A 13,887-nucleotide genomic window follows, 5' to 3' on the forward strand; every position below is an offset into this window, starting at 1 on the left:
CGCGTACGACAACGGCGCGGGGCACTCTGTGGAGGACGGATGCCGGGTCGAGGCCGAGGCCCGGTGATCGCGTCCGGATGGGGTCCATGGACCTCTCCGGGCATGCTTCACCGTATGGGAAACTGGTCTAGACAACCCTGAGAACTGAAGGGCAGCAACACATGGCTGAGCGCCGCGTCAACGTCGGCTGGGCCGAGGGCCTCCACGCCCGCCCCGCCTCCATCTTCGTCCGAGCCGCCACGGCCACAGGCGTCCCGGTGACGATCGCCAAGGCCGGCGGCACCCCGGTCAACGCGGCCTCCATGCTGGCCGTCCTCGGCCTGGGCGCCCAGGGCGGCGAGGAGATCGTCCTCGCGTCCGACGCCGAGGGTGCGGACGCCGCACTGGACCGTCTGGCGAAGCTGGTCTCCGAGGGCCTCGAGGAGCTCCCCGAGACCGTCTGAGTCACGGCATGAAAGAAACCGCGTCGGCCTTTCCGGTCGGCGCGGTTTCGCGTTTTCCGGTCGACGCGGTCTCGCGCTTTCCGGTCGGTGCGGTCTCGCTTTCCGGTCGGTGCGGTCTCGCGCTTTCGGCATTTACGGTGGGTACGTCCGCGGAATTCGCGGAGTGCCCGGGAAATGGGCGCGCCGATGAGCGGGTCATGAGCAGGTCTCATTATTCGACCCCGAGGGCAGGAACCGAATATCCCACTCTTTGTATACGGCGCCCGTGTTAATGCCGCAGGCCCGGTGTGTTGACGGCATGTTGCGAAGTCCTCACGCGCTCGGGGCGGTCGCCGGCGCCGGGGCGGCGCAGCCGGTGGGCGGCCGTGGAGCGCTCGGTGTGCAGCGCGGCAACCGCCCGCGCCCGCTCGCTGTCGCCGCGCGCCACCGCGTCCACGATGGCGCCGTGCTCCGCCCACACGTCCACGGGGCCGGCCGACGGCTCCACCGTGTACAGCCAGGCGATCTTGTGCCGCAGCTGGGTGAGCGCCGCGGTCAGGGCCTGGCTGCCGCAGGCCTGGGCGAGCGTCTCGTGGAACCAGCCGTCCAGGGAGCGCAGCTCGTCACCGGTGCCGTGCCGGGCGCGCTCCCGGCCGAGCCGCACCAGGCCGCGCAGCACCTTCAGATGCGCCTCGGTGCGCCGCTGGGCGGCCCGCGCGGCACCCAGCGGCTCCAGCAGCGTCCGCATCTCCAGCAGATCGGCCGCGTCCTGCTCGGTGGGCTCGGCCACGCACGCGCCCGCGTGCCGCCGCGTCACGACGAAACCCTCGGCCTCCAGGGTGCGCAGCGCCTCGCGCACCGGTACCCGGGAGACGCCGTAGCGGCGGGCGAGCACTTCCTCGGTGAGCCGGCTGCCGCGCTCGTGGATACCGGCGACGATGTCGTCCCGGATCGCCGTGCACACCGAATGCGCCGGAATACGCATGTCCGACCTCCGTCTTGATCCCCGTGAAACGCCGACGATGGACGCGTGTTCCGTGACTCTATTCCAAGGGGCCGGAATTTCCGACGGCGGGCCGGATTCCATGGATATTTTTTGGTCGGCAGGATGGCGGGACGGGGTGGAGGGGCGGAAAAACGGCGAAAGCCCCGGCTCGGTGATCCGGGGCTTTCGTTCGACGCTTGCTGCCGGGGACGTCAGAGGTTGACGCCGTGCGCGCGCAGATAGGCGACCGGGTCGATGTCGGAGCCGTACTCCGGGGAGGTGCGCGCCTCGAAGTGCAGGTGCGGACCGGTGACGTTGCCGGTGGCGCCGGACAGGCCTATCTGCTGGCCGGCCACGACCTGCTGGCCCACGACGACGCCGATCGACGACAGGTGCCCGTACTGGGTGTACGTGCCGTCGTGCATGCGGATGACGATCTGGTTGCCGTAGGCGCCGCCCCAGCCGGTCTCGACGACGGTGCCGTAGCCGACCGCGTGCACCGTGGTGCCGGTCGCGGCGTGGAAGTCGATGCCGGTGTGGTGGCCGGAGGACCACAGGGAGCTGCTCGCCTCGTACCCCGTGGAGACGTACGAGTGAGCGATCGGGGCCACGTACGTGGTCAGGAGCTTGCGCTGGGCCTCGCGGGCGGCGCGCTCCTTGGCCTCGCGGGCCCGCTCGGCGGCGGCCTTGCGCGCGGCCTCCTCGGCGGCCTTCTGCTCGGCGGCCTGCTTCTGCGCCTCGGCCTGCGCGTCGATCTGCTGGGCGACCGAGTCGTCGGCGGTGATCACGGGGAGCAGGCCGGTCTGCTCGGCGGAGGTTTCGGCCGCGAGCGCGGGGGCGGCGAGGGTGCCGATGACGCCGGTGGTGGTGAGGGCGGCGATACCGGCGGCCTGCGCGGTGGTGCGCTTCATGCGGCTCGGACGGCGGTGCTTCCCGGTGGCGCAGACGAACGCCATGTGGTGGCTGATCCTTTCCTTCCCTCTCGCCTACCGGGTTAGCTGACGGGTTCGGAGCAGGAAGGTCTCCTACGGGCCCCCTCGCGGGCGCCCGATTCACCCCAGGGACGTGTGGGTCCCCGGCTCCCCTGGCTCGCGCCGTACGGGGACTCGGCGATGGCTGTCCGGTGCCGCGGGTGCGGCGCACTGCCTGACGGACAGCCCGGATGAAGCTACGGTGAGCGACCTTCAAAGCTCAAACGAATCAGTGGTTTTGTAGCGCATCCCACAGGTCAGACAGGCAACCTCCGCCCCAATTCGGGCATTCGGGCGATGCGACGCCTTCGATCCCAAACGACGCGGGGTGCGCGGGGATGGCGGCTGTCGGCGGCGGGGGCGGGGCGCCGGGAGACAGGGGAAGGCCCCTGGTGGTCCGTCAACCACCAAGGCCCTGCGTGCGGGTGTGTCCGCGGCCGGGGGGCGCGGTGCGGGTGTGCCTGTGGCCAGCGGGGCTCGCGGTGCGCATGCGTCTGCGGCCAGTGGTGTGCACGGTGCGGGTGCGGGTGCTCCTGCGGCCAGTGGGCGCGTTGTGCGTATCTGCGGCCACGGGGATCTGCGGTGACGGTGCGCATCGGCTTGCCTGGGCCCCCGGTACCCGGTGCGCCCACTGGGCACCGGGGCGGCCGTAGAGCACCAGGGCGGCCGTGAGGCGGCCGCAGCGCGCGCCTGGACGCGCGGCACTGCGGCGGGCGGGCGGTACGCACGCGCTCACGCCCCCGGGACGCGACGTGTGCGGGCCTAGCGGCCGCCAGGCCATCAGGGCGCCACGCGCGCGTGCACGCTCCGCCGCCGGCAGGGCATGCACGCGCGGGTGCGTCTACTCCGCGCTGACCACCGAGACCGTGCCGATGCCGAGGGCCTCGACGGGCTCCTTGATCTGCCCGGCGTCGCCGACCAGAACGGTCACCAGGCGGTCCACCGGGAACGCGTTCACGACGGCCGCGGTGGCCTCGACGGTGCCGGTCGCGGCGAGCTGCTGGTACAGCGCCGCCTGGTAGTCGTCCGGCAGGTGCTGCTCGACCTGGTCGGCCAGCGTGCCCGCGACGGCCGCCGCGGTCTCGTACTTCAGCGGGGCCACCCCGACGAGGTTCTGTACGGCGACGTCGCGTTCGGCGTCGGTCAGGCCCTCGGCCGCCAGGGTGCGCAGCACGGTGAAGAGGTCGTCGAGCGCCGGACCGGTGTTCGGCGTGTCGACGGAACCGCTGATGGCGAGCATCGCGGCGCCCGAGCCGTCGGGGGCGGAACGCAGCACCTGGCTGAAGGCGCGCACGCCGTAGGTGTAGCCCTTCTCCTCGCGCAGGACGCGGTCCAGGCGGGAGGTGAGGGTGCCGCCGAGGCAGTACGTGCCGAGCACCTGCGCCGGCCACACGCGGTCGTGCCGGTCGGGGCCGATCCGCCCGATGAGCAGCTGCGTCTGGACGGCGCCGGGACGGTCGACGATGACGACGCGGCCGGTGTCGTCGGCCGTCACCGCCGGCACGGGCCGCGGCTCGGTGCGCGAGCCCGTCCAGGCGCCCAGGGTGTCGCCGAGGAGCGCGTCCAGGTCGATGCCGGTCAAGTCGCCGACGACGACCGCGGTGGCGGTGGCGGGGCGTACGTGCCGCTCGTAGAAGGCCCGCACGGCGGCCGCGTCGATCGCGGTGACCGTGTCCTCGGTGCCCTGGCGCGGGCGGGACATGCGCGAGGTCGCCGGGAAGAGCTCCTTGGACAGCTCCTTCGCGGCGCGGCGGGAGGGGTTGGCCAGCTCGTGCGGGATCTCGTCGAGGCGGTTGCGCACCAGCCGCTCGACCTCGCTGTCGGCGAAGGCGGGCGCCCGGAGCGCGTCGGCGACCAGGCCGAGGCCCTTGGCCAGCCGGGAGGCGGGCACCTCCAGGCTGATGCGGACGCCGGGGTGGTCGGCGTGCGCGTCGAGGGTGGCGCCGGCGCGCTCCAGCTCGGCGGCGAACTCCTCGGCGGTGTGCTTGTCGGTGCCCTCGGAGAAGGCGCGCGCCATGATCGTGGCGACGCCGTCGAGGCCGGCCGGCTCGGCGTCCAGGGGCGCGTCGAGGATCACCTCGACGGCGACGACCTGCTGGCCGGGGCGGTGGCAGCGCAGCACGGTCAGGCCGTTGTCGAGCGTGCCCCGCTCGGGGGCCGGGAACGCCCACGGCTTGGCCTCGCCCGCCTGGGGCTGCGGGTGGAACTCCATGGTGGCGAGCTCGGTCACTTGGCCGTCTCCTCGTCGTCGTTGCCGGCCTCTACGGTCGCTTCCTGCTCGGGGTCCTCGGGCACGGCGGCGTCCGGGGCTGCCTGCGTCTTCGGCTCGTACACGAGCACGGCGCGGTTGTCGGGACGCAGACGGGCCTTGGCGACCTCCTGCACCTCCTCGGGCGCCACCTCCAGCACGCGCTGGACGGCGGTGAGGGCGAGCTGCGGGTCGCCGAACAGGACGGCGTAGCGGCACAGTTCGTCGGCGCGGCCGGCGACGGTGCCGAGCCGGTCCAGCCACTCGCGCTCCAACTGGGCCTGGGCGCGTTCCATTTCCTCCGGCGTGGGGCCCTCCGCGGCGAACCGGGCGAGCTCCTCGTCGATAGCGGTCTCGATGACGGGCACCTCGACGTCGCCGGAGGTCTTCACGTCCAGCCAGCCCAGGGAGGGCGCGCCGGCCAGCCGCAGCAGGCCGAAGCCGGCCGCGACGGCCGTGCGGTCGCGGCGCACGAGCCGGTTGTACAGGCGGGAGGACTCGCCGCCGCCCAGGATGGTCAGCGCCAGGTCGGCCGCGTCGCACGCGCGCGTGCCGTCGTGCGGCAGCCGGTAGGCGGCCATCAGCGCGCGGGCCGGGACCTCCTCGTGGACGACCTCGCGCAGCTGGCTGCCGATGATGTCGGGCAGCGTGCCGTCGCGCGGCGCGGGCTTGCCGTCGTGGGCCGGGATGGAGCCGAAGTACTTCTCGATCCAGGCGAGCGTCTGCTGGGGGTCGATGTCGCCGACGACCGACAGCACCGCGTTGTTCGGCGCGTAGTAGGTGCGGAAGAACTGGCGCGCGTCCTCCAGGGTGGCCGCGTCCAGGTCCGCCATGGAGCCGATCGGCGTGTGGTGGTAGGGGTGGCCCTCGGGGTAGGCGAGCGCGGTCAGCCGCTCGAAGGCGGTGCCGTAGGGGACGTTGTCGTAGCGCTGGCGGCGCTCGTTCTTGACGACGTCGCGCTGGTTCTCCATGGACTCCTCGTCCAGGGCGGCCAGCAGCGAGCCCATGCGGTCGGCCTCCAGCCAGAGCGCCAGCTCCAGCTGGTGGGCGGGCATGGTCTCGAAGTAGTTCGTGCGCTCGAAGCTGGTGGTGCCGTTCAGCGAGCCGCCGGCGCCCTGCACCAGCTCGAAGTGACCGTTGCCCTTGACCTGGGCGGAGCCCTGGAACATCAGGTGCTCGAAAAGGTGAGCCAGGCCGGTACGCCCCTTGACTTCGTGGCGTGAGCCGACGTCGTACCAGAGGCAGACCGCCGCGACCGGGGTCAGGTGGTCCTCGGAGAGCACCACGCGCAGGCCGTTGGCCAGGCGGTGCTCGGTTGCTGTCAGGCCGCCGGAGCCTGCCTCGGCTGTGGCCGTGTGACCCATGGGCATGTACGTCCCTTCGATCGCGGAGGCGGTCGTGAAACCGCGCGTTTCCTGCCGGTCCTGCCACTGTATGCAAGCGTGCGGACCGGCGGCGAAGTTCCCGCACGACGTACGCCGACAGCGAGATCGCGTAGCCTGCCGCAAACGCTCCGGCCGCGGAGGTCCGGTACGGCTCCGTGAGGCCGGGTGCGGGGACTCCGCACGGCTCGCGCCGAGCCGGGGACGGGGACGCCCCGTGACTCGCGCCGAGCCGGGCGCGGGGACTCCCCGTGGCTCGCGCAGAGGGTCCGGGCCCGGCTTGTCAGTCCCACGGTCCACAATGGTCCGCGTCAGATACCGTTCACGCTTCAGCAAGGAGCCAGGCAGCGATGGCCCGCCGCAGCACGAAGACCCCGCCGCCCGACGACTTCGAGGAGAAGATCCTCGACATCGACGTCGTCGACGAGATGCAGGGCTCCTTCCTCGAGTACGCGTACTCGGTCATCTACTCCCGCGCCCTGCCGGACGCCCGGGACGGCCTCAAGCCGGTGCACCGCCGCATCGTCTACCAGATGAACGAGATGGGCCTGCGCCCCGAGCGCGGCTACGTCAAGTGCGCCCGTGTCGTCGGCGAGGTCATGGGCAAGCTGCACCCGCACGGCGACGCGTCGATCTACGACGCCCTGGTGCGCATGGCGCAGCCGTTCTCCATGCGCGTGCCGCTGGTCGACGGGCACGGCAACTTCGGCTCGCTCGGCAACGACGACCCGCCGGCCGCCATGCGGTACACCGAGTGCCGGATGGCCGAGGCCACGAGCCTGATGACGGAGTCGATCGACGAGGACACCGTCGACTTCCAGCCCAACTACGACGGCCAGGAGCGCGAGCCGGTCGCCCTGCCCGCCGCCTTCCCGAACCTGCTGGTCAACGGCTCGTCCGGGATCGCGGTCGGCATGGCGACGAACATGCCGCCGCACAACCTGCGCGAGGTCATCGCCGCCGCGCGGCACCTGATCAGGTACCCGAACGCCGACCTCGACGCGCTGATGAAGCACGTCCCGGGCCCCGACCTGCCCACGGGCGGCCGCATCGTCGGCCTGTCCGGCATCCGCGACGCCTACGAGACGGGCCGCGGCACCTTCAAGATCCGGGCGACGGTGTCCGTGGAGGACGTGACGGCGCGCCGCAAGGGCCTGGTCGTCACGGAGCTGCCCTTCACGGTCGGCCCCGAGAAGGTCGTCGCCAAGATCAAGGACCTGGTCGGTTCGAAGAAGCTGCAGGGCATCGCCGACGTCAAGGACCTCACCGACCGCGAGCACGGGCTGCGCCTGGTCATCGAGATCAAGAACGGCTTCGTGCCGGAGGCGGTTCTGGAGCAGCTGTACAAGCTGACGCCGATGGAGGAGTCCTTCGGCATCAACAACGTCGCGCTGGTCGACGGCCAGCCGCTGACGCTGGGCCTGAAGGAGCTGCTGGAGGTCTACCTCGACCACCGCTTCGACGTGGTGCGGCGCCGCTCGGAGTTCCGCCGCACCAAGAAGCGCGACCGGCTGCACCTGGTGGAGGGCCTGCTGACGGCGCTCGTCGACATCGACGAGGTGATCCGGCTGATCCGCTCCAGCGAGAACTCCGCGCAGGCCAAGCAGCGCCTGATGGAGCGCTTCTCGCTCAGCGAGGTCCAGACCCAGTACATCCTCGACACGCCGCTGCGCCGGCTCACCAAGTACGACCGCATCGAGCTGGAGGCGGAGAAGGACCGGCTCAACGCCGAGATCGAGGAGCTGACGCGGATCCTGGAGTCGGACGCCGAGCTGCGCAAGCTGGTCTCCAACGAACTGGCGGTCGTGGCGAAGAAGTTCGGCACCGACCGGCGTACGGTCCTGCTGGAGTCCGCGGGCGCCACGGCGGCCACGGTGCCGCTGCAGGTCGCCGACGACCCCTGCCGTGTGCTGCTGTCCTCGACGGGTCTGCTGGCCCGCACGGCGACCGCCGATCCCTTCGAGGACGGCGACGGCCGGCGCACCAAGCACGACGTGATCGTCTCGGCGGTGTCGACGACGGCGCGCGGTGAGATCGGCGTGGTCACGTCCGCCGGCCGGCTGCTGCGGCTGAACGTGATCGACCTGCCGCAGCTGCCGGACACGGCGGCCGCGCCGAACCTCTCGGGCGGGGCGCCGCTCACGGAGTTCGTGTCGCTGGAGGGCGACGAGCGGGTGGTGTGCCTGACCACGCTCGACGAGACCTCCCCCGGTCTGGCGCTCGGCACCGAGCAGGGCGTCGTCAAGCGCGTGGTGCCCGACTACCCGGCCAACAAGGAGGAGCTGGAGGTCATCACCCTCAAGGATGGCGACCGGATCGTCGGCGCGGTCGAGCTGCGCACCGGTGAGGAGGACCTGGTCTTCATCACGGACGACGCCCAGCTGCTGCGCTTCCAGGCGGCGCAGGTGCGTCCGCAGGGGCGGCCGGCGGGCGGCATGGCGGGCATCAAGCTCGCCGACGGCGCGAAGGTCATCTCGTTCACCGCGGTGGACCCGGCGGCGGACGCCGTCGTCTTCACGGTCGCGGGATCGCGCGGCACGCTGGACGACTCGGTGCAGACGACGGCCAAGCTGACGCCGTTCGACCAGTACCCGCGCAAGGGCCGGGCCACCGGTGGGGTGCGCTGCCAGCGGTTCCTGAAGGGCGAGGACTGCCTGTCCGTGGCCTGGGCGGGACCCGCGCCGGCCCGGGCCGCGCAGAAGAACGGCACGCCGGCCGAACTGCCGGAGCCGGACCCGCGCCGCGACGGCTCGGGCGTGTCGCTGCCGAAGACGGTCGCGGCGGTGGCCGGCCCGGTCTAGACCGACGGCTCGTCGGCGGCCCCGGGCTCGTCCTCGGGGCCGTCTTCCGGGTCGCCCTCCGGGTCGCGGACGTAACGAAGGACGCCCCACATGCCGTGCTCGTCGGCGTGCGGGGCGTCGTTCTTGCACGCGTCGAGCTGCTTGGCGAGGGCGTCGGTGTCGATGCCGGCGCCGATGAGGACGAGCTGGGTGAGCCGGGTGTCCGCCGGGGCCCACGGCTCGGGGTAGAAGCGCAGGAACCGCCCGACGGCGTGGACGGCGTACCGGTTACGGGGGTCGTACGGACCGAAGTCGACGTACCCCTTGATCCGGTACAGGCCCTCGGGCCGGCTGTCGAGGAACTCCATCAGCCGCCGGGGTTCCAGGGGCAGCTCCGAGGTGAAGCCCAGGCTGTCGTACCCGGTGTGCAGATGCCCGCCGTGGTCGCCTGCCTCGTCGTCATGGAAGTGCAGGTCGTCGAAGGAGAGCTGGCCGATGCGCTCCTCGCTGGGCCGGCAGTCGAAGAGGAACTCCGGGTCGATCCGGCCGTAGGTGGCGGGGACGACGGCGGCCCGGTCGGTGAGAGAGCGGACGAGCCCCAGGACGCGCTCGCCGTCGGCGGCCCGGTCGAGCTTGTTGACGACGACCAGATCGGCGAGGGCGAGATGCCGGTCGATCTCCGGGTGACGGGCCCGGGTGTCGTCGAACTCCGCGGCGTCCACCACCTCGACGAGCCCGCCGTAGACGACCCGCGGGTTCTCGCTGGCCAGCAGCATGCGGACGAGTTCCTGCGGCTCGGCCAGTCCGCTGGCCTCGATCACGACGACGTCGATGCCCAGGGACGGCTGGACGAGCCGGTCAAGGTATTGATCAAGTTCGCTCGCGTCGACGGCACAGCACAGGCATCCGTTGCCCAGGGAGACCGTGGAGTCGCCGAGCGCGCCCGCGACCGCCATGGCGTCGATCTCGATGGCCCCGAAGTCGTTGACGATCGCGCCGATACGGCTGCCGCCGCTGCGGTGCAGGAGGTGGTTGAGAAGCGTGGTCTTGCCGGAACCAAGGAATCCGGCGAGTACGACGACCGGGATCTGCGGGCTCGGGCTCTGCTGGGGGCTCGGGCTCTGACCCACCGTGCGACCTCTCTCACGCCTGTGCGCACTCCGGCTCGCGGGCCGGCGTACGTCGGGGAAGTTCCGTGCCGACCCAGGATACGAGCCGAAAGAATCACCGCGAAGTGAACGATTGTTAGCAGCTCTTGCGGGGCAGATGTGGGGAAGGCGCCGGATTGTGCGACCCTCGCTTCCCTCCGTGCGCCTCCTCTCCGCCTCCCCGCCGATCAGAGCCGCTCGGCACCCTGGAGGCGGCAAGCGCCGCCCATCGCTCGCCGGTCCCCGTCATTCGGCCCACACCCGACGACCGGCGGACGGCCGCCTGATTCGGGGGTTGACATGGTCACACGGAAGTCTGTCGCAGGGAGGTTCGGCTCCGCCGCAGGCCTGCTGCTCGCCGCGGCCGGAATGACGCTGGCGTCCCGCCGGCACCGGCTCGAAGCGGAACGACTGCAGCTGAAGCGACTCGAACTCGAAGAACTGGCCTCACGCCGCCAGGCCCTCGCCCATCAGCAGCGCATGCACTGGGAGCTGCTCACCAAGGCCATCGACGACCCCACACTCGCGCCGGTGATCGACACCTACGACAAGAGCATCCCGGCGGAGAAGCGCCGCCAGTTCCTGTACGCCAACGCCTGGTACGCCTATCTGTTCCACGTCTACCGCGCGGGACTGCTGACCCGGGAGGAGCTGTACAGCCATCTGCGGGAGTTCTTGCAGAACCCGGCCTTCCGGGACTACTGGGACGCGTCCCGCGCCATGCGGGCGACGCTGGTGGAGTCCTCCGAGGAGGCGCGCCTCGGACGCATGGTGGACGACCTGGCGAGGGAACTGGACGAAGCGGACACGGACGAGTGGTGGGTGGTCGGCATCCCTCCGTCCGAGTGATGTTCCCTTCACTTGCCGCCGGTTACTTGTACGGTGCTGCCCTGCACTGTCACCAGAATCCTCATAAGGACCGGTAACCCCTTGAAGATCGTGCGCCGCATCGGTGTTCCTCCCAGCGCCCGGGGCAGCAACTCAGGGGCGAACTGCCCCGACGTCTTCGAACTGAGCGACGGCAACTTCGCCGTCATCGGCACGGAGGCCACCGCCGAGCTGGAGCGTGAGCTCCCCTCAGACGCCTCCCGCGCCGACTACGAGCGCATCGTCATCGTCAGCCGGGAGACACTGATCCGCGCCAAGGCGGACATCCCGGACGCCTGACGTCCGTCGGCGACCGTCCGCCCCTCGGAGCGCACGCGTCTCTCACGCACCGGCCGCACGCCAACCGCACACCGCGCCGGTCCCCCACCCGTCGAGCAGCCCGGCACCCCGCTCCCGCCCGACGCCCACAAGGCCTGGCGCCGCAAACCGGCACCAGGCCCCACGTATGCCGGGGGTTACGGCATGCGCCTGACTCAGACCGCCGCCGGCACCCGCGCCGGCGCCTGCGGCCCCACATACCGCGCCACCGGACGGATGATCTTCTTGTCCTCCGCCTGTTCCAGGAGGTTGGCGCTCCAGCCCACCACCCGGGCCGCCGCGAACGTCGGGGTGAACATCTCGCGGGGCAGGCCGCACAGTTCCATGACCACACCCGCGTAGAACTCCACGTTGGTGTGCAGCTCGCGGCCCGGTTTCAGTTCGGCGAGGATCGCCTCGACCCGGCGTTCCACCTCGACGGCGAAGTCGACGCGGGGGCCGCCGAAGCTCTGCGCGATCTCGCGGAGCATCCGTGAACGAGGGTCCTCGGTGCGGTAGATCGCGTGCCCGAAGCCCATGATCCGCTCTCCGGACAGCACCCGGTCCCGTATCCACGTGTCGACGCGGTCGGGGCTCCCGATCGCGTCCAGCGTGTCGAGCGCCCGGCTCGGCGCCCCGCCGTGCAACGGCCCGGACAGCGCCCCCACCGCGCCGACCAGGCAGGCGGCCACATCCGCGCCCGTCGACGCGATGACGCGCCCCGTGAAGGTGGACGCGTTGAAGCCGTGATCAATGGTGGAGATCAAGTACTGCTCGATCGCCCGCGCCCGCTCCGGGTCGGGCTCCGTCCCGGTGAGCATGTACAGATAGTTCGCGGCGTACGAAAGGTCCTCGCGGGGCTCCACCGGCTCCAGCCCCCGCCCCAGCCGGTGCAGCGCCGTCAGCAGCGTCGGTACGGCCGCCGCGGCCACGAGCGTGTCCTGCCGTCGCCGGTCGGCGTCGATGTCGTACACCGGACGGAAGCCCTGCGCGGCGCCCAGCAACGACAGCGCGGTCCGCATCCCGGCCAGCGGTCCGGAGGCGGAGCCGGCCGCCGCGATGGCCGGGAGTGCGGCCCGCACCCCGTCGGGCAGTCGCCGCAGCGCCGCGGTCCGGGCGGCGAAGGCGGCGCCGCGCTCGGCGTCCGGGAGCTCCCCGAAGATCAGCAGGTGCCAGACGTCCTCGAAGGAGCGGGTGCGGGCGAGATCCACGGCGGAGTACTGGCGGTAGTGGTAGAAGCCCTCCAGCCCGCGGACGTCACCGATCTCGGTGTCGGTCACGACGACGCCTGCCAGACCGCGCGGCGCCTCGATCAAAGGGGCGGCAGACCTGGTGGCGGATCCACTGACGGACATGTGTCCTCCTCGGCTTTCCTCCTCGGTATTGATTCGACTGTCTATGCTTGACTTGAATCCTGTCAACGTTGATTCAATCAATGCAGAGGGGAGGCGGCTACGGTGACCCCCATGCGTGACCATGAACCTCACCCCGGCCACCCGGGACGGCGGCTGACCACCAAAGAGGCCGCCGAACTGCTGGGCGTGAAGCCCGAGACCGTGTACGCGTATGTGAGCCGCGGTCAGCTCAGCAGCCGCCGTGCGCCCGGCGGCCGGGGCAGTACCTTCGACGCCGCGGAGGTCGAGGCACTCGCCCGGCGCAACCGGCGGGAGAGCGCCGTGAGTTCGGGCTCCGGGGCCGAGCTGTCCGTCCGGACCCGCATCACCCTGATCGAGAAGGACCGCTACTACTACCGCGGCGTCGACGCGACCGAGCTGGCCGCCCGGCACTCCTACGAGGAGATCGCCGAGTGGGTGTGGACGGGCCGGCTGCGCCCGGGCGCCGCGTTCACCGCGCCGGAGGCCTCGGTCGCGGCGGCCCGCGACGCCGTGCTCTCCCTGCCCGAACACACCGGCCCCGCCGACCGGTTGAGGGTCGCCGCGGTCGCCGCGGCCGTCGAGGACCCCCTGCGCTTCGACCTCTCCGAGGAGGCCGTCCTCGGCACGGCGCGCACCCTGATCCCCACGCTCGTCGCCGCCCTGCCGCCCGTGCACCGCTCGCACCGCGACAGCGGCTCGCTGGCCCGGCGCCTGTGGGCGCGACTGAGCCCGCGGGAACCCGACGAGGCCTCGCTGCACATCCTCGACACCGCCCTCGGTCTGCTCGTCGATCACGACCTCGCCGCCTCCACGCTCGCGGTGCGTGTCGCCGCCTCCGCCCGCGCACACGCCTACGCGGCCGTCTCCGCGGGTCTCGGCGTGATCGAGGGTCCCCTGCACGGCGCCGCCAGCGGTCTCGCCCACCGCCTGCTGCAAGAGGTGCTGGAGGAGGGCAACGCCGGCCCGGTGATCGCGGAGGAGCTGCGGGCCGGCCGCCGTATCCCGGGGCTGGGCCACCGGCTCTACTCCGGCGAGGACCCACGCGCGCGTGCACTGTTCGCGCTGCTGGAGCAGATCCCCCGGGCCGAGCCCGCGCTGGCCGCCGCCCGCGACATCGTGGCCACCACCGCCCGCCACACGCCGCTGCACGCCAATGTCGACCTGGCGCTCGCCGTGTTCACCGCCTCCAGCGGGATGCTGCCCACGGCCGGCGAGACGATCTTCGCCGTGGCCCGTACGGCGGGCTGGATCGCGCACGCCCTGGAGGAGTACGCCGAACGACCCCTGCGGATGCGGCCGAGCGGTCAGTACGTGGGCCCGAAACCACCGCAGCCGCTCCCGGAGGCACCCGTACCGGTCGCGGACTAGCCCCGGGGCCCCTCCCGGCGTT

The 13,887-nt window shown here is 71.8% G+C and carries 11 protein-coding genes and 1 riboswitch; of the genes, 5 read left to right on the forward strand and 6 right to left on the reverse strand.

The window, feature by feature from the left end; genetic code table 11:
• The first annotated feature begins 161 nt into the window (after window positions 1-161).
• Complete coding sequence (locus tag ACF1AL_RS17000) at window positions 162-443, forward strand: HPr family phosphocarrier protein (RefSeq protein WP_103783706.1); 282 nt, start codon at window positions 162-164, stop codon at window positions 441-443.
• A gap of 268 nt (window positions 444-711) precedes the next feature.
• Here ACF1AL_RS17000 and ACF1AL_RS17005 read toward each other — a convergent pair whose 3' ends face one another.
• From ACF1AL_RS17005 to ACF1AL_RS17020, 4 genes are all read right to left on the reverse strand, one after another.
• Window positions 712-1,407: a GntR family transcriptional regulator gene (locus ACF1AL_RS17005; protein ID WP_366836573.1), complete on the reverse strand. Its 696-nt coding sequence runs from the start codon at window positions 1,405-1,407 to the stop codon at window positions 712-714.
• 212 nt (window positions 1,408-1,619) lie between these two features.
• Window positions 1,620-2,363 (reverse strand): M23 family metallopeptidase, encoded by a 744-nt coding sequence (locus tag ACF1AL_RS17010; protein ID WP_366836572.1) that lies wholly within the window; start codon window positions 2,361-2,363, stop codon window positions 1,620-1,622.
• 12 nt (window positions 2,364-2,375) lie between these two features.
• Window positions 2,376-2,529: riboswitch (cyclic di-AMP (ydaO/yuaA leader) on the reverse strand.
• 690 nt (window positions 2,530-3,219) lie between these two features.
• Complete coding sequence (locus tag ACF1AL_RS17015) at window positions 3,220-4,608, reverse strand: M16 family metallopeptidase (RefSeq protein ID WP_391821374.1); 1,389 nt, start codon at window positions 4,606-4,608, stop codon at window positions 3,220-3,222.
• Window positions 4,605-5,996: a M16 family metallopeptidase gene (locus ACF1AL_RS17020; protein WP_391821375.1), complete on the reverse strand. Its 1,392-nt coding sequence runs from the start codon at window positions 5,994-5,996 to the stop codon at window positions 4,605-4,607. Before ACF1AL_RS17020 ends, ACF1AL_RS17015 begins: the two co-directional genes overlap by 4 nt.
• Before the next feature lie 362 nt (window positions 5,997-6,358).
• Between ACF1AL_RS17020 and ACF1AL_RS17025 the strand changes: the two genes are divergently transcribed.
• Window positions 6,359-8,809 (forward strand): DNA topoisomerase (ATP-hydrolyzing) subunit A, encoded by a 2,451-nt coding sequence (locus tag ACF1AL_RS17025; protein WP_391826351.1) that lies wholly within the window; start codon window positions 6,359-6,361, stop codon window positions 8,807-8,809.
• Here ACF1AL_RS17025 and ACF1AL_RS17030 read toward each other — a convergent pair.
• Window positions 8,806-9,918: a CobW family GTP-binding protein gene (locus ACF1AL_RS17030; protein WP_391826353.1), complete on the reverse strand. Its 1,113-nt coding sequence runs from the start codon at window positions 9,916-9,918 to the stop codon at window positions 8,806-8,808. The two genes, ACF1AL_RS17025 and ACF1AL_RS17030, sit on opposite strands and share 4 nt — an antisense overlap.
• Window positions 9,919-10,236: 318 nt before the next feature.
• On the opposite strand from ACF1AL_RS17030, the gene ACF1AL_RS17035 reads away from it, so the two are divergent.
• Complete coding sequence (locus tag ACF1AL_RS17035; RefSeq protein ID WP_384212478.1) at window positions 10,237-10,785, forward strand: DUF6082 family protein; 549 nt, start codon at window positions 10,237-10,239, stop codon at window positions 10,783-10,785.
• Between the two features lie 81 nt (window positions 10,786-10,866).
• Window positions 10,867-11,103 (forward strand): hypothetical protein, encoded by a 237-nt coding sequence (locus tag ACF1AL_RS17040; RefSeq protein WP_386418288.1) that lies wholly within the window; start codon window positions 10,867-10,869, stop codon window positions 11,101-11,103.
• A gap of 194 nt (window positions 11,104-11,297) precedes the next feature.
• Here the strand turns inward: ACF1AL_RS17040 and ACF1AL_RS17045 are convergent, their stop codons facing one another.
• Entirely contained in the window at window positions 11,298-12,476 is a 1,179-nt protein-coding gene (locus ACF1AL_RS17045) for a citrate synthase/methylcitrate synthase (RefSeq protein ID WP_391826355.1), read from the reverse strand.
• A gap of 111 nt (window positions 12,477-12,587) precedes the next feature.
• Here ACF1AL_RS17045 and ACF1AL_RS17050 point away from each other — a divergent pair, with 111 nt between their 5' ends.
• Window positions 12,588-13,865: a citrate/2-methylcitrate synthase gene (locus ACF1AL_RS17050; protein ID WP_391660381.1), complete on the forward strand. Its 1,278-nt coding sequence runs from the start codon at window positions 12,588-12,590 to the stop codon at window positions 13,863-13,865.
• The last annotated feature ends 22 nt before the right edge of the window (window positions 13,866-13,887 follow it).

The sequence above is a fragment of the Streptomyces sp. NPDC014801 genome (assembly GCF_043082085.1).
Classification (GTDB): domain Bacteria; phylum Actinomycetota; class Actinomycetes; order Streptomycetales; family Streptomycetaceae; genus Streptomyces.